Raw genomic sequence first — 24,191 nt, 5'->3', positions numbered from 1 at the left:
CGTAAACATCCATCCGGGAGCTTCCATGAAAGTCGCCTTCAAAGATGATTCGTTCGCTTTCGAGTTCGTCCGCAACCTGGGATTCACCTACTACGGTGGCGCCGACATCGGGGAAATGATGGCCACCGCGGCCGAGATCACCGAGGGCGATTTCGAAAGCTGGTTCACCGCCTGGGACAAGCGAGCGAAGAAGCTCCTCGCGCGGGCCGACGACTACCTCGCGGGAGGCCATGCGGTGAGCGCGCGCGAAGCGTACCTCCGGGCGTCGACCTACTTCCGTATGGGCGAGTTCTATCTGCATGGCGATCCGTCCGATCCGCGCATCCTCGAAAGCGCCCACGCGTCACAGCGCACCTATGCGAAGGCGGCATCGCTCATGGGGCCGACGTGGGAGCCGATCGAGATTCCCTACGAGGGCACGACGCTGCCCGGCTATTTCTACAAGGTCGACGACTCGGGAACGCCCCGGCCGACGATCGTCTTCCATGGCGGATACGACTCCAGCATCGAGGAGCTCTACTACTTCGGCGCCGCGGCGGCGGTGCGGCGGGGCTATAACTGCCTGACCTTCGACGGCCCCGGCCAGGGCCTGCCGATGCGCGACCAGGGCCTGCCGTTCCGGCACGACTGGGAGAAGGTCGTCACCCCTGCCGTCGACTATGCGCTGGGGCGGGCGGACGTGGACGGCGATCGGCTGGCGTTGATCGGCATGAGCCTGGGCGGTTACCTGGCGGCGCGCGCGGCCGCCTTCGAACACCGTTTCAAGGCGGCGGTGTTCTTCGACGGGGTCTACGACTTCGGCGGTGCGATGCAGAAACTGTTGCCGCCTGAAGCCAGCGAGGCGTACGCCACGGGCAACGACGCCGCAGGCGACCGGATCATCCAGAAGATGATGGACGAGGTGACCAACATCCGCTGGGCGATCACGCAGGGCCTGTGGTCCTTCAAGGCGCCGAGCATCGCGGATTTCCTGAAGCAGACGCAGCGCATGTCGATGCAAGGCCTGGCCGACCGGATCCAGTGCGCCTGCCTCGTCCTGGAAGCGGATGGCGACATGTTCTTCAAGGGGCAGCCGAAGCAGATCTTCGACGAGCTCCGTTGCCCGAAGACCTTCTACGCTTTCGGGGCCGACGATGGCGCCGAGAACCATTGCCAGTCCGGCGCGCTCGGATTCAAGGACGAGGTGATTTTCAACTGGATCGACATGATCCTCACGCCGGGGTCATAGCGGCTGGCCTGGGTGGCCAGTGGTCTACGCGTGCAGCGACAGGCCCTTGACGGTCTTGTCCACGGCGTTCTTCGGCCCGCGTACCGCGAGGCCCACGAAGTCCATGGCGTCGATGTTTTCCTCCCGGAACGCGCGGCGGTTGTCCGCGTCGTGGCCGGTACGGAACATCGCCGCCACGTACGGGACGATCGCCAGTTCGCGCTCCAGCGCCTTGCGATGCACCTTGCGCAGTGCGTCGACATCGGCGGCGTAGATCATCATCGGCTGGATCAGCATGCGGCCATACCTCGTGCCGGCCGCGTCGACGTATGGGTCGCCGAGCGCATCCGGCGCCCCGGCCGCGACGCCCGTCGCGAGGAACGCCACCACGTTGAGTTTCTGCCATGTCATCAGGTCGTCGCGCACGACCAGTGCCACCTTGGTATCGAACATCGAACGGTCTCGTCGGCTTCGTTGGCCACGAGCATCGGTGCGTCGGCGACGGGCCTATAGAACGTTTGTGCAAGCCCGTTGGTAATCGCCCGGCGTGCTGCCGAAGGCGCGGCGGAACCAGCGGCCGAGATGGCTCTGGTCGGCGAATCCCACGGCCGAAGCGACGTCCGCCGGGGCTTCTCCGCGCGCCAGGCGTTCGCGCGCGGCGCGCAGACGCAGACTGACCAGGTACGCGTGTGGCGACTGCCCGATGGCGGCCGTGAACTGCCGATGCAGCCGGAAGCGGTCCACGCCGGCCTCGGCGGCAAGCTCGTCCAGACCGACGTCACTGGCCATGTGCGCATGCAGGTATTCGCGCGCACGCAACGCCGCGCCGCCTTCCGACGCGGATCGCGACGCCCGATGATCCCAGTGTCCCGACAGGTGGTCCACCATGCGGTGCAAGCTCAGATCGCGCGCCAGGCGGCCTTCCGCTCCGGCGATCGCGGTGAAGGCGCGGACGATGGCGTCGCGCAGGCGCTCGTCGTCGCACAGCGTCGCGCGGAAGCGGCCGGCGAACGCCGACGCGGCGGCTGACGACCGTTCCTCCAGCGTCGTGCGTAGCCACGCCTGGGGCACGTAGAGCATGGCGTAGGTGAAGCCGCCTTCGTCGATCGCATCCCCGTCGTGCACGGCGCCGGGCTCGATGAGGATCACCCTGCCCCGCGTGCTCGTCAGCGTGGCGCGCTGGCAACGGAAGCGCTGCACGCCTTGCTGTGTCACACCGATCAGGATCTCGTCATGCGCGTGCGCATCATAGGCATGGCCCTCGAAGTGCGCCTGCACGCTCTCGATGCCGGTCTCGGCGTCGCGACGGAGGTGGAACCAGTCGTTGGTGCTGCGGGAAGCGCGGGGCATGCGCCCAGTATGCACCCGCCGTGCCGGGTGGTCGCAACCCGATGCCTATGCATCCAAAACCGCCGGCCCCGCGTATGACCTTCCAACGGTGGTCGCGTGAGGGGTCTGAGCATGAGGCATGGGTCGAGGGGCACGTCCTGGCTCGGCGTGGCCTTCCTGATGGCGGCCGCTCCGGCGGGAGCCTCGGGGACGACCACGTCCCACTACACCGGGACGGCCTACGCGCCCGGTTCGGGTGCGATCCTCTACAGCGAGGAACACTGGATCGTCGACGAGGGCGCCTCGCGCGAGCGGCTGGTCCTCTACCGCTGCACGGACGGGCGTCCCTTCGCGCGGAAGTACCTGCGCTATGCGAACACACCGTGGTTGCCCGACGTCGACTACGAAGACGGGCGAACCGGTTATCGCGAACGCGTCAGGGTCGACGGCCGCCGGCTGTCGACGACGGTCGTCGACGGCCGCTCCGACAACGCCGATACGGCGACGCTGGCGGTGCATCCGGACACCGTCGTCGACGCCGGCTTCGACGATTTCGTGCGCATGCATTGGGACACGATCTCCGCGCCGAAGGGGCTGAGCGCGCGCTTCGTCGTGCCGAGCCACGGGGACGACCTGGGGCTGAACATCCGCCCCGACGGTGCGGACGACCCATCGGCACGGGTGCGCCGCTTCCGCATGGCGCTGGACGGCTGGCTGGGCGCCATCGCACCGAAAGTCACGCTCGTGTACACGGCGGACACCCGGCGACTGGTCGGCTTCGAGGGTCTGAGCAACGTCAGGGGAGACGACGGGAAGACGCAGAAGGTGCGCATCGTCTTCACGCCGGAGGACGATCGACCGCCAGCCTCGCTCGCCCAGGTCGACGCGGCGCGGCGCCTGCCGCTCGCGGGGCGCTGCACACGCTGACGCGAGGCGTGGCACGAGCGGCTCGCTGGCTTTACGCCTCTACACGACGCTTTGCCAGGCTTTACGAGCGCCGGTGGGGACGGGGTGTTACATCGAGAGTCGTACCGCGAGACCGCCCGAGCCGCCCATCCCACGACATCGCCGGAGCCACCACCATGCGCGTCAAGCACGTTCTCTGCATCGCCACAAACACCGCCGTCCTGGGGCCTTTCGAGCGGACCGTCGGCTTCTTCTTTCCCGAGATCGCCCATCCCTTCGATGTCCTCGAAGATGCCGGCGTCGCGGTCGAGTTCGCCTCGCCGCTCGGCGGGATCGTCCCGGAAGACGGGTTCGACCCGAAGGACCCGGTGCAGGCGAAGTTTCGCGAGAGCGCCGCGTATCGGCGTCTGCAGAGCAGCCGCAGGTTGTCGGAGGTCGACGTGCTCGACTACGACGCGATCTTCTTCCCCGGCGGTCTTGGCCCCATGGAAGACATCGCGAAGGATCGCTACGTGAAGCGCGCCGTCGTGCGGGCGTGGGGCGGCGGCAAGATCGTTTCGGCGGTGTGCCACGGGCCGGTGGCGTTCCTGGGCGCACGTCTGGACGACGGCACGCCTTTCGTTAAAGGCCATAAGCTGACGTCGTTCTCCAAGGCCGAAGAGGATGGTTACGCCGCGCGCGACGTCGCCTTCGATCTCGAGGGTGTGCTTCGGGAGACTGGCGCCGACTACAGCTGCGTCGAGCCCTGGCAGCCGTACCATATCGTCGACGGACGGCTGATCACCGGCCAGAACCCCGCCTCCGGCACCCTCGTCGGCAAGGCGATCGCCGAGGCGCTGGCGAAGGTCGACTGACCGATCGCTTCGCCTGTCACCGAACGAACCCATGCCCCCTGCCCCGGAACGTTTCCCATGAACCAGACGGCACCGACGACTTCGCGGCGAAAGATCCAGGCGGTGCTTACCGCCAGGCCCGGGAGCGAGGGGGCGCTCGGTGAGCTCCTGCGCGGCATGGTGGCGCCGTCGCGCGCCGAACCGGGCAATCTTCGCTGGGACATCTGGCGCGATCCGGAGCAGCCGGGGCGCTTCGTGCTCGACGAGCTCTACGTCGACGCCGATGCCGTCGCGGCCCATCGCGCGAGCGCGCATTTCGCGCACTATCTGTCCCTCGTCGGGGGCCTGGCCGAGCGGCAGGCCCATCTCGTGGTGCCTTTCGACGTCGCCGGCGAGGGCTGACGCCGCCGGATCGCCGCGCCGGTCAGGCGACGCGAACGAGGTCCATGTTGCCCGCGACGCGCACCGTTTCCCTGACCTGCTCGATGTCGGCGACGAAGCAGTAGCCCCGGCCCGCGACGCTCGCGATGTAGCGACCGCCGTCCTTGCCGCAACCCAGCGCCTTGCGGAGGTTCGCGATCTGCACACGCACGTTGGAATCGCCGACCACGAGACCACCCCACGCCTTGGCCATGATCTCGCGCGGAGAGACGATCGCGCCGCGACCCTCGACGATGGCGACCAGGGTGTCGAACGCCCGGCTGCCCAGCACGACTTCCGCGCCGTGGCGGAGAAGGCTCCGCCTTGCCGGATCCAGTCGATAGGGTCCGAAGAGGTAGACAGCTTTCATCGTGAACTCCCGGCCCTCGGGCCTCATGAATCGATGAATCCGCGTCGCGACGCGATGGTGACCGCATGCGTCCTGTCCGTCGCACCGAGCTTCGCGAGGATGCTCTTCATGTGCGCCTTCACCGTGTCCTCGGTGATGTAGAGGCAATCGGCGATCAGGCGGTTGGTCATGCCTTCCTTGACCAGCCGCAGCACCGCGAGCTCCCGCACCGTCAGGCATTCCATGCCGCGGTGTGCCGCCAGCGCCTCGCTGACCTCGGGAGCGACGATCTGCCGCCCCTCGGCGCAGGCGCGAATGGCCTCGAGGATGTCGTCCCGGCTGGCGGACTTCAGCAGGTACGACGTCGCACCGAGATGCAGCGCCTGGGTGACGCGCGCGTCGCCCGGATACACGGTGAACACGACCACGCCGGTGGACGGATGTCGCCGGCGTATCGTCGTCAACGCCTGGAGACCGTCGACCTTCGGCATCTGTAGGTCCAGCAGCGTCACGTCCGGCGACAGCGCGTCCACCATGGCGATGGCTTCCGAGCCGTCGGCCGCTTCGCCCACCACGAGCATGTCGGGCTCCGGGCCGATGGTCGAACGCAGCCCGTCCCGCATCATCGGGTGGTCGTCAACGATGAGGACCCGGATGGGTCGCGCGTTGCCCACGCTCCGCTCCTTGCGCCATGTTCCCGGAGACCATTAGGCGACGCGAGGGTGAGCGTACGCAATTACCCGATGGGGTAGACGCGGCAAGCGGAGAACGGGCAATCGCCGGGGCCCGGCTCGGGTATATAACGGCTCCCCCGACATCTGGGCCAGGCCGCGAGTGCGCATCGAACGCCTCATCCCGAACATTTTCCGATGGCTGGCGTGGTGGCTGACCCCCACCACCGTCGTCGCGACCGGCGTGCCACCCGCCATCGTGCAGCCGGCGCAGTACGTGCACCAGACCTGGACGATCCAGGATGGCGCACCGCCGGCGATCTGCGCGATCGCACAGGGACCCGACGGATACCTCTGGCTAGGCACGGGTAGCGGTCTGTATCGATTCGACGGCGTGGAGTTCAGCCGCTACCAGCCCTCGTCGGGACAGCACCTCGTGGCCACGAACCTCACCGCGCTCGCCTTCATGCGCGATGGCGGCTTGTGGATCGGCTCGTACGACGGCGGCGCTACCCATCTGAAGAACGGCACCCTGCGCTCGTCGACCACGCGCGACGGTTTTCCACCGGGATGGGTCTACGGTTTCGCCGAGGGGCTCGACGGCGAGGTGTGGGCGGCGTCGGGACAGGGGCTGGGCCGCTTCGACGGCACGCACTGGCGCACGATCGGACGCGACTGGAACTTCCCGGTGGACCGCGCGGACTGGGTGGCCGTGGACCGCGAAGGCACGCTTTGGGTCGCCGCCGTCAACCGGCTGGTCTACCTCCCGCGGGGTGCGAAGCGCTTCCAGTCGACCAACGTCGCGCTCGCCCCCGGAGCCACGATGGCCATCGACGGCAAAGGCACGTTATGGATATCGGACCGCCTGCATGGCACGCGTCCCCTGCCCGACCTCTCGGCGTCGCATCCGTTGGCCACGGATCCGGATCGACTCCCCGTCAGCGCCGCGCACGCCGCCGCCCGTATGACGTTCGACCATGGAGGCAGCCTCTGGGCGACGGCGCTGGACAACGCCGCGGTGTTTCGTGTCGCGCGGGATGCGCTGCCTGGCGCCGGCGAGAACGTCGTCGAGGCGACGATCGGCGACAGGTTCGAGGCACCGCTGTCGTTGACGGCCAATACCGCGATCCCCGTCGCCGTCGACCGCGAAGGAACGGTCTGGGTCGGCACCGGGCTGGGCCTCGACAGCTACCATCGCGGGCCCGTCGGATCCCTTCGCGACTTTCACCTCGCGCCGAAGACGCACCTCGGCATCGGCAAGGACGCGGCTGGGCGGCTCTGGCTTTCCGACAGCGACCGCATCTATCGCCTCGATGGCGACCGCTTCACAACGGTCGTCGACGGCATTCCGGATACGGTGCTCGGCGTCTTCCACCAACGGGACGACACCCTCTGGATCATCGGTTTCCACGATCTGTACCGATACGACGGCGGTCGGCTCGCCAAGGTGCCCCTGCCCGGCCACCTCTACGCGTCACGGCTGAAGTTCGTCGCCTCGGCGCCGGACGGTGCGGTCTGGACGTCGATCGAAGGCCTCGGGGTGCACCGATGGGTCGGTGGCGCGTGGAAGCCGTGGCGACCGCGCAGCGGCGATCTGGAGGCAAGCCCCACCACCGGCGCCGTCGCCGACGACGGCTCGGTATGGCTGGGCTTCGGCGACGGGGCGCTGCTGCACGTCGACCCGTCGGGCGCCGAGCGCGTCTATCGTTTCGAGGCCGGTCGCGAGATCGGTCCCGTCAACACGATCGCGTCGACGCGGTCCGGCGTGATCTTCGGCGGTAGCGCGGGGCTGGCGACCCTGCGCAACGGCCAGCTCACTTCGCTGACCGACCGCGACTTCGCCGCGCTCACCGGCGTCACCGGCATCGCGCAGACACGCGATGGCGAGGTCTGGGTCAACGCGGGGCGCGGCGTCGTACGCTTCGGCGACGGCGAACTCGGCCGCGCGTTCGACGATGCGGCTTACCGGCCCGCGTTGCGCGTCTTCGACTTCCGCGACGGCATCGCGGGGAGCGCGCGCCAGGGGCAGCCGGTCGGCACGATGGCGCTCGACGATGCCGGACGCCTCTGGTTCCTCACGAACGAGAACGCCTACTGGCTCGACCCGGCCGCGCTCGGTGGCAACCGGCTGCGGCCGCCGGTCTACATCCGCTCGATCGTCGCGAACGAAAAGGCCTTTCCGCTTTCGGCGAGCGTGGACCTCCCTGCCGGCGTGAGCACGCTCGAGATCGGCTACACGGCGCTGAGCCTCACGTCGCCGTCGCGCGTTCGCTTCCGCTACCGGCTGGTCGGCGAGGATGCGGCATGGATCGATCCCGGCACGCGGCGCAAGGCGTATTACACCAACCTCGGCCCGGGCGACTACCGCTTCGAGGTGATCGGTTCGAACGACCAGGATGTCTGGAACGAGCGAGGCGCGACGGTGTCGCTGTCGATCGCTCCGCACTTCTGGCAAACGTGGTGGTTTCGTGCCGTCGTGGCACTGCTCCTGCTCGCGCTGGTCGGGCTCGCCTATGTGTCGAGGACGCGCGCCATGGCGCGCGAGATTCGTGTGCAGGCGAGCGTCCGGCACGAAGAGCGCGAGCGCATCGCGCGCGACCTGCACGACACCCTCCTGCAGGCGATCTACGGCATCATCCTTAAGTTCCAGTCCATCGCGGCCACCCTGCGGGACGACGACCCGCTCAGGAAGCAGCTCGACGACAGCCTTCGGCTCGCGAGCGATTTCGTCGTCGAAGGTCGCGACCGGGTGCGAGAGCTGCGGGCGCGGATCGAATCCACCGGTGAACTGCTGGATGCGATCGGCGAGGTCGCGCGCGTGCTACGCCAGGCGTCGCCTATTCCGATCGACACGTCCATGCATGTGGCGGACCATGCGATGGATCCCGCCGTCGCGGACGAAGTGCTCTCCATCGTCCGCGAAGCCCTGATCAATGCCGTGCGGCACGCTCAGGCGTCGCGCATCGAGGCGTCCCTGACGGCGTCCGAGCGCGGCATCGTCGCGCATGTGCGCGACGACGGACAGGGCATGGCCGCCACCTTGATCGATGGATGCGCGGCGGATGCGGGCCGCTGGGGTATCACGGGGATGCGCGAACGCGCGGCGCGCATCGGCGCCTTGTTCGACATCGCTTCGTCGCCCAGGGGAACCGACGTGTCGATTGCCGCACCGCTGCGCCTTCCCACGGTGCATGCGCGCGTGCGCACCGCGGGACGTCGCGTGCCACCTACAAGCATGCACTGACCCAGCGCCACGACGCGAGCACGGCATGCGCGGCGTCGAGGGCCTGCGCCCTGCCTGCTTCCATGTACAGCACGGTCACGACGTGACGTGAACCGTCCAGCGCATGGGTGTATTCGAACGATTGCGCTCGCCGGTCGCCGAGGACCCGTCGCGTCAGCTCCCAGCGTTGGCCGGCGACATCGCGCGCGGATCGCGACACCGCCCGCCACGTGCCGGTCGCGCGAGCGAGCGAACCGGAGGGAAGCGGGGCCCCATGGTACGCGGACGCGATGTCGAGCCGGATGCACGCGGCGCCCGGGCAAGGGCCGGCCACGTCGAACGACACGGCGCCGTCGTCGTGGCGCACCGTTCGTGCCACGGCATCGGACAGCACCACGCGATAGCAGAACACCGGGTCGACGTACTCTTGGTCCGCATGCGCGACGGTCGCGAGCGCGCACAGAACGATGGGAACCAGGCGGCGAGCGGTCACGGCACGGCGAGCCTCGTTGCGGAAGTCCACGACGTTTTACCGCGTTTGCTGCCGGGACGGCTGTCCGATGTTGCTTGCCAGGGCGCCGGGAGGGTCGTTTTCTCCGAAAACCCCGAGGTTCCGACAAGACGCCCGGACGTCCGGGGTGCCCAATGCCCATGGCCACCGACGTCCCGCCCTGGGGAGTCCTCATGAACAAGCCAACGCGCCCCGCCCCGATCCTGGCGTTTGCCCTGCCCGCCGTCGCCATCGCAGTGGCCACGGCCACCCATGCCCAGGCCGTCCGGCAGGTCAGCCCGGTCGTCACGATCAACGAAGCCGCGCAGACCACCCCGATCACCGCCACACCGCTCAGGGGCCCCCTGACGATGCTATCCGGCTCGGGCGGCAATATCACCGTGCTCAACGGGCCGGACGGGAAGCTTCTTGTCGACGCGGGTATCGCCGTGTCCCGCCCTCGCGTCGAGAAGGCGCTGGCGGCCATCAGCGGCGCGCCGCCGAAATACGTCATCGATACGCATTACCACTGGGATCATACCGACGGCAATCCATGGGTCGCGGAACAAGGCGCGACGATCGTCGCCACGCGCGAGACGGCGAAGCGGCTGGCCGTCGACACGCACGTGACGATGTGGGATTACACGTTCAAGGCGATCGCCAGGGACGGGATGCCGACCGAGATACTCACGGCGGACAAGACGTATCGCTTCGCCGGCCAGACGGTGGAGGTGCGACTGCTGCAGCCATCCCATACGGATACCGATCTCTACGTCGTCTTCAAGGAAGCCAACGTCGCCGCGCTTGGCGACCTTTTCTGGAACGGCGTCTATCCGTTCATCGACAACGAGCACGGCGGCGGTATCGACGGGATGATCCAGGCCGACGACGCGATCCTCGCGCGGCTCGACGACGACGTGATCCTCGTGCCGGGCCACGGCCCCGTGGGAACGAAAAAGCAGTTCAGGGATTTTCGCGACATGCTGGCTGGCATCCGTGACAACGTGGCGGCGCTGAAGAAACAGGGCAAGTCACTCGAGGAAGTCATCGCAGCGAAGCCCACGGCCCGCTACGACGCGGTCTACGGCAAGTTTCTCATCACGCCGGACTTCTTCACGCGGATCGTTTACGAGGGCCTGAAATAGTCGCATCCGGTGGAAGGCCCGGCGTCGCCAGGGTGAGCGATCGTACGGAGGCGATGAAGCCGATGGCGATAAGCGCGATGCGAAACGAATCCCACGCTATCCATCGGGTGGTCAGGTGGACCGCCTCGGGCACGCTGACGGACGCCTTACCGGTCGCGATGGCGTACTGCTCGTTGATCATCGGCCAGAAGACCGTGGGCGTGATCGCCCAGATCAGCACGAACGCGACCGCACCCGTGATGAGCCAGTGGCGGAGTGGACGAGGTTGCCGCCAGCCGGCGACCAGGGCGCCGAGCATCGCGAGCGCCATGACGGCCGACAACGGCTGGAAGAATCCGCCAGGCGTCACGGGGTATTTCGACCCATAGGGCAACAACGCGAAGGAACCGGGAGGGGATGCTCCCCAGGCGCCGGCGACCACGACAAGGTCGAAGAGCTTCGCGCCGAGGCCGATGGCCCACGCGAGCGTCGAAGCCCATAGAAGCACTTGTGTGACTCGGGTTCGCGACATCGCATCAGTCCCTGCCCAGACACGGGAAGCCGAGGGAGCGCGAGCACGCGCCCCCTGCGTGCCATGGGATGCTATCGCATTCAGCGGGCGACGTTCAGCCGCCCTTCGCCGAGTACCTGCGCCTGCACCAGCGGAAGGAAGCGGTGCGGGAACGGCGTCGCGATGTCGCTGGCGCGGTCGAGACGGGCCACCTGCTCGGGTGACAACGTGACCGACAGCGCCTCGAGGTTCTCTTCGAACTGGCTCGCGGTGCGCGCACCGAGGATCGGAATGACGGCCGGCGCGGTCTTGGCCAGCAGCCACGCCAGCGCGACTTGCGCCGGGCTGTGTCCCGTCTCTTCCGCCACGGCCTTGACGACGTCCGCGATGTCGAGGTTCCGCTCGCTGAGCGAGCCGACGCCCGCGGCGACCGCGGCGCGACCACCGGTGAACATGTCGGCGCCCTTGTGCGCTTCGATGTCGGCGCGGGTGTACTTGCCGGACAGGACGCCATTGGCCAGCGGCGACCAGGCCACCACGCCGAGCCCGAGTTCGCGCGCCATGGGAACCAGATCGTGCTCGACCGTGCGTTCCACCAGGCTGTGCTCGATCTGCAACGCGACAAGGGGTGCCCAGCCGCGCAGATCCGCCAGCATCTGCATGCGCGCTACCTGCCAGGCCGGTGTATCCGAGATGCCGGCGTAGACGATCTTGCCGGCGCGCACCAGGTCGTCGAACGCGCGCATCACTTCGTCCACCGGCGTCGTGCCGTCCCACACATGCAGGTAGTACAGATCGATGTAGTCGGTGCCCAGCCGCTTCAGGCTCTCGTCCACCGCGCGCACCATGTTGCGGCGATGGTTGCCGCCGGCGTTGATGTTGGACGGGTCGACGTTCAGCGAGTACTTGGTGGCCAGCACGGCACGGTCGCGGCGTCCGCGCAGGAACTCGCCCAGCAAGCGCTCCGAGGTGCCGCCCGTGTAGAAGTTGGCGGTGTCGATGAAGTTGCCGCCCCGCTCCATGTAGACATCGAGCATCCGGCGGGCGTCCTCCTCCGTGGCGCCCCACCCCCAGTCCTTGCCGAAGGTCATGGTGCCGATCGATACCGGGCTGACGCGCAGGCCGGAGCGGCCGAGCGTGACGTAGTCGTTGAGTTGCTTGCTCATGGGGGCGGTTCCAGTGGGGGTTACGAGGAATCTAGGTAGCCCGGTCGTGTGGAAAAAGAGGGGCGGCGCGCATACGCTTTGAAGTCACACTTCACAATCGGCCAGCCCATGACGCCCGATCAGTTCCCCGCCATCGCCGCCTTCGCCTGCGTCGCCCGGCACGCCAGCTTCACCCGCGCGGCGGCCGAACTCGGGGTGTCGACCTCGGCGTTGTCGCAGACCGTGCGGACGCTCGAGGCGCGTCTGGGCGTCCGGCTGCTCGATCGCTCGACCCGCCGCGTGGGCCTGACGGAGGTCGGCCAGCGCTTCCTGGACGAGGCGCGGCCGGCGCTCGATGGATTGACGGCGGCGATGGCCGCGGTGACCGAAACGCGCGACGCGCCCGTCGGACTCCTGCGCATCAACCTGCCGCGCGCCATCGCCGACATCCTGGTGATGCCTCACCTGCCCGACTTCCATGCGCGGTATCCCGACGTCGTCGTCGAGTTGCACTGCGACAACCGTTTCGTGGATCTCGTGGCGACGGGGTTCGACGCTGGTTTCCGCATCGGCGAATCGCTGGGCAAGGATGTGGTCGCGCATCCGATCGGAGGCCCGCAGCGGATCGCGACGTTCGTGTCGCCGGCGTACGCGCGGGCACATGGCGTGCCCGACACGCCTGCGGACCTGCTTCGCCACCGCTGCGTCGGTGTGCGCCTGGACCACGACCGTAGCCCGATGCGATGGGAATTCGTGCAGGAGGGGCGGCTGGTCGAAGTCGACACGCGCGCCAGCATGATCAGCAACGACGATGGCCTCCTGCTCGCCGCGGCGCTTTCGGGCGTCGGCGTCGGCTGCCACTTCGAGAGCATGGCGTCGCCGCACCTGGCGTCCGGCGCGCTGGTCCCCGTCCTGCAGGCGTACTGGCCGACCTATAGCCCGTTCCACGTGTACTACCCGAGCCGCATGCACATGCCGCGCAAGCTCCGGGTCTTCATCGATTACCTGCGCGAGCGCCATCTGCTCAGCTGATTCCTTCGCGGCGATCGGCGTGGCGGGCCCATTGCGATTCCCGCCGAATCCGGCAACCCTAGGGCCCGGCCGCCGCGCAGGCGGCCCGATCCAGCGCGCCGTCGAACGGCGGAAACCAGGGACCATCACAGGACGGAACGACGCCGTGGGCGAAAAACTTACTCAATCCAGCGACCGCAAGGAGCTGACGGTCCGTGGCCTGGTCCTCGGCGTGATCATCACGGTGGTGTTCACCGCCGCCAACGTCTTCTTCGGCCTCAAGGCCGGCCTCACGTTCGCGACCTCGATTCCCGCGGCGGTGATTTCCATGGCCCTGCTTCGCGGGTTCAAGGATTCCACCATCCAGGAAAACAACGTGGTGCAGACCATCGCCTCGGCGGCGGGCACCCTGTCTTCCATCATCTTCGTGCTGCCGGGCATGATCATGATCGGGTGGTGGGCCGATTTTCCGTTCTGGACGTCGTTCGCCGTGTGCGCGCTGGGTGGCGTCCTGGGCGTGATGTACTCGATCCCGCTGCGCCGCGCGCTGGTGACCAACTCGGATCTGCCCTACCCCGAAGGCATCGCCTGCGCCGAGGTGCTCAAGGTGGGCAGCGGCGACGACGCCGATGCCGCCAGCGTGGAAGAAAGCCGCGCCGGCCTGCTCGCCGTGCTGTGGGGCTCGATCGTCTCGGCCGTGTTCGCCGTGATCGTGGCCACCCAGGTGTTCGCGAGCGACTTCGTCCGCTACTTCCGCGTCAGCGAGCGCGGCGGCGTCACCGGCTTCGATTTCGGTCTGTCGTTCGCCCTGCTCGCGATCGGCCATCTGGTCGGCATCACGGTGGGCGTCGCCATGCTGATCGGCGCCATCATCGGCTGGGTCTGGGGCGTGCCGCACTTCTCCGCGCTGGGCGACCTTTCCCAATCGATGGCCGATCTCGCCAACGCCACCTGGAGCCAGAAGGTGCGCTACGTGGGCGCGGGTACGCTCGGCGTGTCGGCCATCTGGACGCTCGCCAAGCTGGTGAAGCCGGTCATCACCGGCCTCACCTCGGCGATGGCCGCGTCCAGGGTGCGCAAGGCCGGCAAGGCCGACACGCTCCCGCGGACCGAGCGCGACATCCCGATCGGTATCGTCGGTGCCGTCACGCTGGCCTGCTTCGTGCCGATCGCATGGCTGCTCGGCTACTTCGGCAACTCGGCCGGCCTGAGCGGTCAGGTCGGCGTGCTGGCCATTGGCGGTGTCGCCTTCGTCGTGCTGATGGGCTTCTTCGTGTCGACCGTGTGCGGCTACATGGCGGGCCTCATCGGCTCGTCCAACAGCCCGCTCTCGGGCGTCGGCATCCTGGTGGTGATCGCCGCCGCGCTGTTGCTGGTCGCGTTCGTCAAGCCGCATGTCGGCGAAGCCGAAGGCAAGGCGCTGGTGGCGTTCGCGCTGTTCATCACCGCGGTGGTGTTCACCGTCGCCGCCATCGCCAACAACAATCTGCAGGACCTCAAGACCGGTCAGCTGGTCGACGCCACGCCGTGGCGACAGCAGGTCGCGCTCGTGGTGGGCGTGATCGCGGGCGCCGCGGTCATTCCGCCGGTGCTGGACCTGGTGAACACCGCGTACGGTTTCGTCGGCGTGGCGGGCGCGGGGCCGCAGGCCCTGCCGGCACCGCAGGCCGGCCTGATCTCGGCGCTGGCCCAGGGCGTGATCACCGGGAACATCGACTGGAGCCTGATCGAGGTCGGCGTCGGCATCGGCATCGCGCTCATCGTCATCGACGAAGTCCTGGCTCGCACCACCCGGCATGTACGCATTCCGCCGCTGGCCGTCGGCCTGGGCATCTACCTGCCGACCGTGAGCACCCTGATGGTGGTGGTCGGTTCCGTCGTCGGCTGGTACTTCGATCGTCGCGCCGATCGCACGGTGCGGCCCGAAAGCACGAAGCAGCTCGGCGTGCTGCTGGCCTCGGGCCTGATCGTCGGCGAGAGCATCATCGGCGTGCTGATCGCCGCGATCGTGGCCTTCGCGGACAAGCTGGGCTTCAGCAACCCGCAGGCGCCGCTGGCGCTGGTCGGCCCCGACTTCGCCGAGAAGGCACAGTGGATCGGCGGCATCGCGTTCGCGCTGGTCGTCCTCTTCATGTATCGCTGGGTGGCCCGCATGGCCGGGCGCATCGGTGGCCGGTAGGGGGCAAACCCGAGCGGTCGCGAAGCGTGGACTTCACCACATTTCGATGGAAATCCGTCCACTATCCTGTGTAGGTTTAGGGGTTACCAATCCAGGAGTGACGGATGCACATGGTCAAGACGCTCGCCCTCGCCTTCGCCCTCGTCGGCGCCGCCGGTACCGCGGCCGCTTCCGAGAGCACCAGTCAGGTCATCCGGAGCCAGGCTCCGCAGGGCATCACGCAGTCGTTCTACGGCTGCATCGACAAGGCGGGCTCGGACCAGGGCGCACTGGGCAACTGCATCAACGCCGAAAAGGCGCGCCAGGACGGACGGCTCAACGCCAGCTACAAGGCGTTGACCGCGAAGCTCAGCGGCAAGGCGAAGGAGAACCTCGTCGCCGCGGAGCGCTCGTGGCTCGCGCTACAGAAGGCCAGCAACACGTTCGAGGCGTCGCTCTACCCGGACGAGACCGTCGCCGATCTGCAGGTCGCGCAGAGTGAAGTGTTCCGTCTGTGCGAGCGTGCGAACGCCCTCGACAAGTACTTCGCGGTCGCCAACGACCTCTGATCCCGCTGACATGGAGTGACCCGTCATGGCTGGTCCCGATACGCACGATCTCGATTCCGCCGCCGGCGCCACGTACTTCGTGGTGGGCCGCGGCACGGAAGGCGGCCCGTCCTCGTACCACCTGTCCATCACCGGCGTCACGGTGGGAACGTCCGATCCCCACTGGGGCACCCCGGGCAGGATCGTGGCGGATAGCGGTTACACGCTCGGCACCATCCAGGTGGACCTGGGCAAGCGGGGCACGTGGGCCCTCGGCGCGACCGACGGCGCCGCGCTGAAGCCGGGCGAGACGACGTATGTCGACGCGGTCATCGATCAGTCGGCGAAGTACGCGAAGGACCATGGCCTGAGGTTCACCGGCGACACCGCGCAGCTGCGCAAGGACCTGCTCAGCCACGGCAACGGAAAGGACGGTCGCTCCACCCTCTCCTTCATCGATACCGATACCCGCGACGGCATCAACGCGTGGGCCGGATCGGAAGAAGGCCAGAAGTGGATCCACAAGAACATCGACTACCCGCAGATCCGCAATGCGACGCAGTCCGCGATGGCTACGGTCGACCGGCTCGGCAAGAACATTCCCGAAGACCGTCGCCTCGAGACCATCGCCATCCTCGCGAAGACCGAAAACCAGATTCCCTCGCAGGTCGCGAAGTTCGAGAAGGTGCTCAAGGACGGCGGCGACTACGACGACGTCCTGGCCAAGGCGGAGCAGATCAAGCGCACGTATCCGTACTACGACGGCCCGAAGGCCGCCGAGATCGCCGAGCGCTACAAGGACGCCTACAAGGATCCGACGAAAGCCGCGGTGCTCGACCGCGCGCACGACAAGGTCGGCAGCCCCGACTTCAACCCGAAGCAGTCGGCGAACGACGCGGACATCAAGGACGCGCTCAAGGCGATCGGCCAGGGCGGTCGGTCCCACGACCATCATGGTTCGACGCTGCGTCAGGGAGCGCATGGTGCAAGCGTCACGGCGATCCAGGAAAAGCTGATCAAGCTCGGTTATACGGACGGCCACGATCGTCCGCTGACGCCCGACGCGCAGTTCGGTCCGGGCACGAAGGCCGCCGTGGAGAAATTCCAGCACGACCACGGGATGAAGGAAGACGGCATCGTCGGACCGAAGACGCTCGAGGCGCTGAACAAGGCGGCGCAGCCGGCAGCTCCCGCTCGCACGTCGCCTGGCCACCCGAGCCTCACGGATGCCGCCAGTCCGGGGCATGCGATGTACAACCAGGCGCTGCAGGGCGTTCGCGCGCTCGACGCGCAGCACGGCCGCACGCCGGATCACCTCACGGACAACTTCGCGGGATCGCTCGCCGTCGCCGCACGTGCCCAGGGACTCACCCGCATCGACCATGTCGTGATGGGTGACGATCGGGCGCGCGCGTATGCCGTCCAGGGCGAGCTCAACTCGCCGTTCAAGCGCGTGGCCGACGTCGACGTACGCCAGGCCGTGACGACGCCGCTGGATCAGAGCAGCGCGACGTTCCACGCCGCGAACCGATCCGAAGAGCAGGAGCGTCAGCCGGTCCTTTCGCAGCAGCCACAGCAGCAGCATCCCGCGCCGCCACTGCAGCATTGACGCCGGACACTCGCTGCCGGGCGGTAAGATGGCCGTCCCTGTCCGAGGAAACCTGACGATGATGAAGCTGGCAAACGGCATCCTGCTCGCGGCGCTGCTGACGAACGCCGCCCAGGCGCAGACCAACGCAGGTGACCAGAAGGACGACCCCGACCTGCCCTTCACCGTGACGAAGATCGCCAGCCTCGACCTGCCATGGCGCATCGCGTTCCTTCCGGATGGACGCATGTTGGTGACCGAGAAGGTCGGCCGCCTCCAGCTGGTGACGCCCGATGGCACGAAGACCGAAGTCCAGGGTGTGCCCGCCAGTCAGTTCGAAGGCCAGAACGGCATGCTCGGCGTCTTTCTCTCGCCGCACTACGCCACCGACCACAACGTGTATCTCACTTACGTGGCGCCGGGCGACTACGGCGGCGGCCTCGCGATGGGCCGCGGCCGGCTCGTGCTCGAAGGCGGACAGCCGCGGCTCGAAGGCTTCAAGGTCCTCTGGCAACAGCTGCCCACCGGCAAGGGCGGCCAGGCCGGCGCGCAGATCGCGTTCTCGCCCGATGGCAAGTACCTCTTCCTGACCGTCGGCGATCGTCAGCGCTTCACGCCGGCCCAGGATCCCGATCAGCCCGTCGGCAAGATCCTCCGCCTCACGCTCGACGGCAAGCCCGCGCCGGGCAATCCGTGGGCCGGCAAGGAAGGCGCGCGCAGCATCCCGCTCATCGATCCGGCGAAGGACACCGAGGCCGCGAAGAACGCGCCCGTGGTCAGCACCTATACCTTCCCGGGCCCGAACCTGACGCCCGCCGAGACGTGGAGCACCGGGCACCGCACGCCTTACGGACTCGCCTTCGCACCCGACGGCCGGCTCTGGGAACTCGAACACGGTCCGCGCGGCGGCGACGAGCTGAACCTGATCGAGCGCGGCAAGAACTACGGCTGGCCGCTGGTCTCCTACGGCGTCAACTACAACGGCGTCGCGATTCCCAGCCCCGACTCGCGACCGGATCTCGTCAAACCCGTCATCTACTGGGTGCCGGTCATCGCGCCGGGCAACATCATGTTCTACAAGGGCAAGATGTTCCCGCAATGGAAGGGCAACGCGTTGATCAGCGGGCTCGTCAGCATGGGGCTCATCCGGGTAACCGTCGACGCCAAGGGCGGCGCGACCGCGGTCCAGCGCTGGAACCTGGGCAAGCGCATCCGCGATGTCGAGGAAGCGCCCGATGGCTCGCTCTGGCTGCTCGAGGACGCCATGCCCGGCGGGCTTTACCGGCTCACCCCGAAGGAAGGCTGATTCGGTCCACGTCGTCCGCCGTGGATCGGCGGACGACCTGTCAGACGGGGACGGCGCGCACGCGCGATGGCGCGAGCTGCGTGAAACGCGGCAGGTCATCCATCACACCGGCGAGCTCCGGCGAGCCGAAGGCGGTTTCCACGGCGTCCTCGTCACGGAAAACGCATTCGCAGATGGCGACGGTGCCCACACGGTCGACCGCCGGGAAGAACGCCTGAAGACTGAGCAGGCCGTATTTTCCCCACGCATCCATGACCAGCGGCAGGTGCCCAGAGATGTAATAGTCGCGATCGAAGCGGTCGTCGGGGGTGCCGTGGTAGGTGACATAGACCACGACCGGTGTGTCGCTCGCTTTCATGGATGCTCCGAAGCTTGAAGAGAGTGGAAAGATATGTATCGACCGATACATTAGGGGCCTCGTCCCCGCGATTGTCAAGAACTTCTGTATCGCTTAGTATCTTAGTCACGTTCACCTTCCGGAGCCGGCGATGGCGACCATGGGACGCCCCAGGACATTCGATCGCGAAAAAGCCGTGGAAGAAGCCATGCACATCTTCTGGCAGCACGGCTACGAATCGGCATCGCTCAGCCAGTTGAAGGCGGGCATCGGCAACGGCATCTCGGCGCCGAGTTTCTACGCCGCGTTCGGATCGAAGGAAGCGCTGTTCCAGGAGTGCGCGCAACGTTATCTGTCGACGTATGCGCAGGTGACTGAATGCCTCTGGGATACCTCCCTGCCCCCGCGCGACGCCATCGAAACCGCGCTCAGGCGCTCCGTGAAGATGCAATACGAACGGGGCCACCCGCGCGGATGCATGGTGGCCCTCGGCGCGATGAGCGCGCCCTCCGACGAGCACGCCGCCGTGACCGAGCCGCTGGCGAAGTCACGCGCGCGGACCCGTGCGGGTTTCGTGGCATGCGTGCAGCGTGGCGTGGACAGCGGCGAACTTCGTGCCGACACCGAGCCCAGGGCGCTCGCGGCGGTGTTCGACGGATTCCTGCTGGGCGTATCGACCCTCGCACGCGACGGCGTTCGCCACGCCGTCATCGAACAGGCCATCCCGCAGGCGATGTCGGCATGGGATGCGGCGTCGGCGAAACACGTCCGGCGCTGACCGGAAGGCTCGCCCCGCCGCGAACATCAGGAAAGGGCCAGCGCGATCGCCGCTTCGCAGTGGACGAGCGTCGTATCAAACACCGGCACGGATACGTTGCCCTGATCGAGCAGCATGCCCACCTCCGTGCAGCCAAGGATGAGGCAGTCCGCGCCACGGTCGACCAGGCGCCGCGCGATGCCGACATACGCCTCGCGGCTCGTGTCGCTGACGATCTGCCGGCAGAGCTCGTCGTAGATGATGCGATGCGTCTCGGCGCGATCGTCCGCGCCGGGCAGGATCACTTCCAGGCCGGCCGCGGCGAGGCGGTCCGTGTAGAAGGTCTGTTCCATCGTGAACGCGGTGGCCATCAGCCCTGGCGACCGGAACCCCGCCGCCACGATGCGCGACGCGGTCGCGTCGGCGATGTGCAGCAACGGGATGCCCACGCCGTCCATCATCCGCGCGGCCACCTTGTGCATCGTATTGGTCGCGAGCACGAGGACATCGGCGCCGCCACGTTCGAGGGCCTTCGCCTCCTCGTTCAGTCGCTCCCCTGCCCTGTCCCATGCCCCCGCCGCCTGCAGTGCCTCTATGTCCGCGAAGTCCACCGAGCGGATCAGCAGCTCGGGCGAATGCAGCCCGCCAAGGCGCTCGGCGGTGAGGCGGCAAAGTTCGCGGTAGTAGATCTGTGTCGAGGCGGCGGACATGCCGCCCAGGATGCCTATCGTCTTCATGGTCACCATGGTGGGTGCGTCGGAAGTTCAGTGACGCCTACTCGTGGCAACCTACTAGGAGGTAGAGCTCAAGGCAATCGTTTCGGTAGCGGCGGCGTCAGAACCGCGCGCGCAGCGTGACACCGAGCATCCGCGGATCGCTTGGCTGCCCAAGGATGAGTCCGGAATTTCCGGTCTGGACCGTGAGCGCGGTGATGTAGTCGCGGTCGAACAGGTTGCGTGCGAAGACGTCGACCTCCCAGCTGTCGTTGAAACGGTAGCCGATGCTCGCGTTGGTGACCGTATAACCCGCGATCTTGGTGTAGACCGAGTTGGTGGTATCGGAGTTGTACCCGCTGCGCGCGCTCACATCGGCGTGGGCGAGGAAGGCGCCGTGGCCAACCGGCAGTTCGTAGTCGAAACCCAACGAACCCGCCCACCGCGAAAGTCCGGCCAGCGGCAGACCGGTGAGGACGTACGCACCGGGAATCTTCGGGTTGCCGCGGGGATTGGACGTCTTGATGGCCAGGCCGGCTGGCGGGTTCAACGGCTGGCAACCGCCGGTGGCATTGGGGTTCTGCCATTCGAGGGGGCACGGGCCCGCGGGGTAATCGGTGTACTTTCCGTTGGCGTAGGCGAACGAAGCACGCAGCGTGAAGCCCCTGAAGAGCAGCGCCGCCAGATCGCCTTCGACACCTTTGACGCGTACCTCGGGAATGTTGGCCGGATAGGTGCGCAGCGCCGCCGTTTCGGTGCTCGACGTGACGTTGGCCTGATAGTCGTCGACCACGGTGTGATACGCGGCGAGGTTGAGCGTCGCGCGACCGTCCCACCAGGCCGTCTTGACGCCCGTCTCCCAGGTCTTGTTCGTCTCGTCCTTGATCACCGCGGTCGCGAGCGCCGGGTTGTTCGAGGCGTCCAGCGGAAGGCCGGACATGTTGAGGCCGCCGGACTTGTAACCGTAGGCGTAACTGACGTATCCCAGCACGTCGTCGGTGAACTGGTAGCCGAGGTTGGCGCGTCCCGAGGGATTGCCGCCGCTGTCCGACGCGCGGTAGCTCTGCGGACGGAAGAGCGAAAGCTTCGCGTTGTCCTGCGCGGTACCCGGTCGTGTGGGCAGACCGCCGGACACCGTCGTCGCGTACCGTCCGTCCTTGTCTTCATAGGTGTAACGCGCACCGAGCGTGGCGACCAGACGGTCGGTGACGTGATAGTTCACTTCGCCGAAAGCCGCGTAGCTCTTCATGCGGAAATGGGAATCGCCGAACTGGCCGTAGCCATCCGCCAGGTTGTCCGGCATGCCCGGAAAGCTCGTGGTGCTGACCAGCCAGTAAGTCGCGGCCGGGCCGTAGATGCTGATCGGCTTGCCGTTGATCTCCTGGGTGAAGAAATACAGACCGCCGACGAAATCCACAGGACCGTCGCCGTTCGACGCGACCCGGAATTCCTGACTGTACTGATCCTGGCGCGACGGGATTCGCTGCACCGTCTGGATCGGGATGCCGGTGTAGTCGCGGTCGTTGGCCACATCCCATTTCCAGTAGCGCCACGCGCTGATCGACGTGAGCGTCACCGGCCCCACGTTCCAGTCGGCGTTGAGCGACACGCCGCCGTCCTGCGTGTCGATGTGCAGCGGCGCGTCGATATCCGTCAGGCGGTCGTAGACATCGCGGCTCGCCGGCGAGTACGCCGGCAACCCGTGGGCAGGCAGGTTCGCCGCGAGGCCTTCGAACTGGCGGGCCGCGCCACGCAGGCTCTTGCCGACGCGCAGGTAGTTCTGGGTGCAGCAGTCCGAGTCGAGGTTCGAGACGTCGCCGATCAGACGGATGTTCACGTCGTCGTCCGGCCGGAAAAGCAGCTGGCCGCGGAGCGCGTAGTTGTTCAGTTCGTTGACGTCCTTGCCGGTCCGGACGTTGTGCAGCACGCCGTCGCGTTCCGTGAACTGCGCGGACAGGCGCCCCGCCACCGTTTCGCCAAGCGGGCCGGATACCGTTCCCTTGGCCTGCAGAAAACCATTCTCGCCGATAGAGATCTCGCCATCGCCTTCCGGCTGGAACGTCGGCAGGCGGCTCGTGATGTTGATCGCGCCGGCCGTCGTGTTCTTTCCGAACAGCGTGCCCTGCGGGCCCCTGAGCACCTCGACCCGTTCGATGTCGGTGAAGTCGAACGCCGCGGTGGCGGGCCTGCCGTGGTACACGCCGTCGATGTAGAAACCCACGCCGGGCTCGATGCCATCGTTCGCGGCGCTGACGGACAGCGTGTTCGAGCCGAGTCCGCGGATCGTGTACGCCGTGTTGCGCGGGTTCGCGGAGTTGTAATACAGCGACGGCACCAGCTGACTGAGCTGCTGGGTATTCACGGTGTACGAGCGGTCGAGCCAGTCGCCGTCGACGACCGATACCGCGATCGGCACCTTCTGCAGGTTCTCGTCGCGCTGGCGGGCCGACACGGTGACTTCCCCGAGTGTCGTGGCCGGCGCGTTCTCCCCTGACGGACCCGTCGAAGGCGACGCCTGAGCGGCGACACGGAAGACAGCCATGCACGCCAGCATGGCCACGAACGACGGCGTACGACGCATTCGGATCCCCAGTCTATCGGGCGATGCGCTCGCCCCCGAGACGCTATATACCCAACTATATATCGATTCGACTTGCACGTTTCACTCGCGGGACCGACCGGCCAGCGTGCGTCGGGCTACGATGGGCCGTCGGACCCTGCCCAACAGGAGATCGTCATGAAACGTTTGCTGCTGTTGACCGCGCTGACAGCCACCACCGCCCTCGCGCACCACGGCTGGAGCGAGTACGACGCCCAGAAGCCGTTGAACCTGACCGGCACGATCGAATCCTCGACCTACGAGCAGCCACACGGCACGCTTCGCCTGAAGACGGCGGATGCCACGTGGAACGTGGTGCTCGCCCCGCCTTCGCGCATGGAAAGCCGGGGCCTCGCCAAGAGCATGCTCGCGCCCGGCCAGAAGGCCACGGTCTACGGGTACCCTCATCGGACGAAGGCCGACGAGATGCGCGCCGAGCGCGTGACGATCGGCGAGAAGACGACGGAACTTCGCTGATGATCGACCGGGCCGGCTGGCTGTCGGCCACACCGCTGGCCCGGGCCATGCGTGACAGCCCGTGGCTGTACCCGGCGGTGGAGACCGTCCACATCGTCGGCTTCTGCATCCTCGTCGGCGCGGTCGCGATGTTCGATCTGCGGGTGCTCGGCTGGGGACGCGCGCTTCCGGTGTCGGCCCTGGGCAGGCACCTGCTGCCGTGGTCGGCGGGGAGCGTCGCGCTGGTGCTTCCCGCCGGACTGATGATGTTTTCGACCCAGCCGCAGGCTTTCCTGGGCAATCCACTGTTCCTGCTGAAGCTGACCCTGATCGCGCTCGCCGGCGTGAACGCCCTGGTGTTCCACGTGGGCGTGTACCGAAGCGTCGCCGCATGGGAGACGACGCACCCCGCTCCATCGCTTGCCAGGATGCAGGCGTCGCTGTCGCTCGTGCTTTGGCTCGCCGTCATCGCCTGCGGCCGGATGCTCGCGTATTACTAGAGCGTCAGGC

The 24,191-nt window shown here is 67.3% G+C and carries 24 protein-coding genes; 14 read left to right on the top strand and 10 right to left on the bottom strand.

Annotation, left to right across the window (positions count from 1 at the left end):
• The first annotated feature begins 25 nt into the window (after positions 1-25).
• Complete coding sequence (locus BMW54_RS04965; protein ID WP_090053456.1) at positions 26-1,228, top strand: alpha/beta hydrolase family protein; 1,203 nt, start codon at positions 26-28, stop codon at positions 1,226-1,228.
• Positions 1,229-1,252: 24 nt separating this feature from the next.
• Here the strand turns inward: BMW54_RS04965 and BMW54_RS04960 are convergent, their stop codons facing one another.
• Positions 1,253-1,660 carry a DUF2000 family protein gene (locus BMW54_RS04960; RefSeq protein WP_090053454.1) on the bottom strand — a complete coding sequence of 136 codons (408 nt, stop codon included), beginning with the start codon at positions 1,658-1,660 and terminating at the stop codon, positions 1,253-1,255.
• A 54-nt stretch (positions 1,661-1,714) separates the two neighbouring features.
• Positions 1,715-2,557: an AraC family transcriptional regulator gene (locus BMW54_RS04955; protein WP_090053452.1), complete on the bottom strand. Its 843-nt coding sequence runs from the start codon at positions 2,555-2,557 to the stop codon at positions 1,715-1,717.
• A gap of 111 nt (positions 2,558-2,668) precedes the next feature.
• On the opposite strand from BMW54_RS04955, the gene BMW54_RS04950 reads away from it, so the two are divergent.
• From BMW54_RS04950 to BMW54_RS04940, 3 genes are all read left to right on the top strand, one after another.
• Positions 2,669-3,463, top strand: a complete 795-nt coding sequence (locus BMW54_RS04950; RefSeq protein WP_139206033.1) for a hypothetical protein — start codon at positions 2,669-2,671, stop codon at positions 3,461-3,463.
• 155 nt (positions 3,464-3,618) lie between these two features.
• On the top strand, positions 3,619-4,296 hold the full coding sequence (locus BMW54_RS04945; protein WP_090053448.1) for a type 1 glutamine amidotransferase domain-containing protein: 678 nt from the start codon (positions 3,619-3,621) through the stop codon (positions 4,294-4,296).
• 57 nt (positions 4,297-4,353) lie between these two features.
• On the top strand, positions 4,354-4,677 hold the full coding sequence (locus tag BMW54_RS04940; protein WP_090053446.1) for a putative quinol monooxygenase: 324 nt from the start codon (positions 4,354-4,356) through the stop codon (positions 4,675-4,677).
• Positions 4,678-4,699: 22 nt separating this feature from the next.
• On the opposite strand, the gene BMW54_RS04935 is transcribed toward BMW54_RS04940, so the two are convergent.
• The gene (locus BMW54_RS04935; protein ID WP_090053444.1) at positions 4,700-5,065 is read right to left on the bottom strand and encodes a winged helix-turn-helix domain-containing protein; all 366 of its coding nucleotides are present in this window, start codon (positions 5,063-5,065) and stop codon (positions 4,700-4,702) included.
• Positions 5,066-5,088: 23 nt separating this feature from the next.
• Complete coding sequence (locus BMW54_RS04930; RefSeq protein WP_090053443.1) at positions 5,089-5,718, bottom strand: response regulator; 630 nt, start codon at positions 5,716-5,718, stop codon at positions 5,089-5,091.
• Between the two features lie 160 nt (positions 5,719-5,878).
• Here BMW54_RS04930 and BMW54_RS04925 point away from each other — a divergent pair, with 160 nt between their 5' ends.
• On the top strand, positions 5,879-8,959 hold the full coding sequence (locus BMW54_RS04925; protein WP_090053441.1) for a sensor histidine kinase: 3,081 nt from the start codon (positions 5,879-5,881) through the stop codon (positions 8,957-8,959).
• Here BMW54_RS04925 and BMW54_RS04920 read toward each other — a convergent pair.
• The gene (locus tag BMW54_RS04920; protein ID WP_090053439.1) at positions 8,943-9,461 is read right to left on the bottom strand and encodes a hypothetical protein; all 519 of its coding nucleotides are present in this window, start codon (positions 9,459-9,461) and stop codon (positions 8,943-8,945) included. The two genes, BMW54_RS04925 and BMW54_RS04920, sit on opposite strands and share 17 nt — an antisense overlap.
• Before the next feature lie 161 nt (positions 9,462-9,622).
• Between BMW54_RS04920 and BMW54_RS04915 the strand changes: the two genes are divergently transcribed.
• A complete protein-coding gene (locus BMW54_RS04915; RefSeq protein WP_217642607.1) occupies positions 9,623-10,573 on the top strand; it encodes an MBL fold metallo-hydrolase in 951 nt (316 codons plus the stop codon).
• Here BMW54_RS04915 and BMW54_RS04910 read toward each other — a convergent pair.
• Both BMW54_RS04910 and BMW54_RS04905 read right to left on the bottom strand, forming a co-directional pair.
• On the bottom strand, positions 10,542-11,060 hold the full coding sequence (locus BMW54_RS04910; RefSeq protein WP_090053437.1) for an anthrone oxygenase family protein: 519 nt from the start codon (positions 11,058-11,060) through the stop codon (positions 10,542-10,544). The two genes, BMW54_RS04915 and BMW54_RS04910, sit on opposite strands and share 32 nt — an antisense overlap.
• Positions 11,061-11,164: 104 nt before the next feature.
• On the bottom strand, positions 11,165-12,229 hold the full coding sequence (locus tag BMW54_RS04905; RefSeq protein WP_090053435.1) for an aldo/keto reductase: 1,065 nt from the start codon (positions 12,227-12,229) through the stop codon (positions 11,165-11,167).
• Between the two features lie 108 nt (positions 12,230-12,337).
• Between BMW54_RS04905 and BMW54_RS04900 the strand changes: the two genes are divergently transcribed.
• The 5 genes from BMW54_RS04900 to BMW54_RS04880 all read left to right on the top strand — a co-directional run bounded on the left by BMW54_RS04900 (position 12,338) and on the right by BMW54_RS04880 (position 18,819).
• Positions 12,338-13,240, top strand: a complete 903-nt coding sequence (locus BMW54_RS04900) for a LysR family transcriptional regulator (protein ID WP_090053433.1) — start codon at positions 12,338-12,340, stop codon at positions 13,238-13,240.
• 145 nt (positions 13,241-13,385) lie between these two features.
• Positions 13,386-15,398: an OPT family oligopeptide transporter gene (locus tag BMW54_RS04895; protein WP_090053431.1), complete on the top strand. Its 2,013-nt coding sequence runs from the start codon at positions 13,386-13,388 to the stop codon at positions 15,396-15,398.
• A 104-nt stretch (positions 15,399-15,502) separates the two neighbouring features.
• Positions 15,503-15,946, top strand: coding sequence for a lysozyme inhibitor LprI family protein (locus BMW54_RS04890; protein ID WP_090053429.1), 444 nt, complete (start codon positions 15,503-15,505; stop codon positions 15,944-15,946).
• Positions 15,947-15,971: 25 nt separating this feature from the next.
• Positions 15,972-17,534 (top strand): XVIPCD domain-containing protein, encoded by a 1,563-nt coding sequence (locus tag BMW54_RS04885; protein WP_090053427.1) that lies wholly within the window; start codon positions 15,972-15,974, stop codon positions 17,532-17,534.
• 58 nt (positions 17,535-17,592) lie between these two features.
• Complete coding sequence (locus tag BMW54_RS04880; RefSeq protein ID WP_090053424.1) at positions 17,593-18,819, top strand: PQQ-dependent sugar dehydrogenase; 1,227 nt, start codon at positions 17,593-17,595, stop codon at positions 18,817-18,819.
• Positions 18,820-18,859: 40 nt separating this feature from the next.
• Here the strand turns inward: BMW54_RS04880 and BMW54_RS04875 are convergent, their stop codons facing one another.
• Entirely contained in the window at positions 18,860-19,177 is a 318-nt protein-coding gene (locus BMW54_RS04875) for an EthD family reductase (RefSeq protein ID WP_090053422.1), read from the bottom strand.
• A gap of 187 nt (positions 19,178-19,364) precedes the next feature.
• Between BMW54_RS04875 and BMW54_RS04870 the strand changes: the two genes are divergently transcribed.
• Complete coding sequence (locus BMW54_RS04870; RefSeq protein WP_254779067.1) at positions 19,365-19,934, top strand: TetR/AcrR family transcriptional regulator; 570 nt, start codon at positions 19,365-19,367, stop codon at positions 19,932-19,934.
• A gap of 26 nt (positions 19,935-19,960) precedes the next feature.
• Here BMW54_RS04870 and BMW54_RS04865 read toward each other — a convergent pair whose 3' ends face one another.
• Together BMW54_RS04865 and BMW54_RS04860 are read right to left on the bottom strand one after the other, a co-directional pair.
• The gene (locus BMW54_RS04865; RefSeq protein WP_090055715.1) at positions 19,961-20,650 is read right to left on the bottom strand and encodes an aspartate/glutamate racemase family protein; all 690 of its coding nucleotides are present in this window, start codon (positions 20,648-20,650) and stop codon (positions 19,961-19,963) included.
• A gap of 97 nt (positions 20,651-20,747) precedes the next feature.
• The gene (locus tag BMW54_RS04860) at positions 20,748-23,207 is read right to left on the bottom strand and encodes a TonB-dependent receptor (RefSeq protein ID WP_217642606.1); all 2,460 of its coding nucleotides are present in this window, start codon (positions 23,205-23,207) and stop codon (positions 20,748-20,750) included.
• Between the two features lie 156 nt (positions 23,208-23,363).
• Between BMW54_RS04860 and BMW54_RS04855 the strand changes: the two genes are divergently transcribed.
• Both BMW54_RS04855 and BMW54_RS04850 read left to right on the top strand, forming a co-directional pair.
• On the top strand, positions 23,364-23,702 hold the full coding sequence (locus BMW54_RS04855; protein ID WP_090053418.1) for a DUF6152 family protein: 339 nt from the start codon (positions 23,364-23,366) through the stop codon (positions 23,700-23,702).
• Positions 23,702-24,181 (top strand): hypothetical protein, encoded by a 480-nt coding sequence (locus tag BMW54_RS04850; RefSeq protein ID WP_090053417.1) that lies wholly within the window; start codon positions 23,702-23,704, stop codon positions 24,179-24,181. The genes BMW54_RS04855 and BMW54_RS04850 overlap by 1 nt, the downstream gene beginning before the upstream one ends.
• Positions 24,182-24,191: the final 10 nt, after the last annotated feature.

The organism is Luteibacter sp. 329MFSha (assembly GCF_900111665.1).
Lineage (GTDB): Bacteria > Pseudomonadota > Gammaproteobacteria > Xanthomonadales > Rhodanobacteraceae > Luteibacter.
The sequence above is the reverse complement of the archived record's forward strand: the minus strand, read 5'-3'. Positions and strand labels throughout refer to the sequence as shown.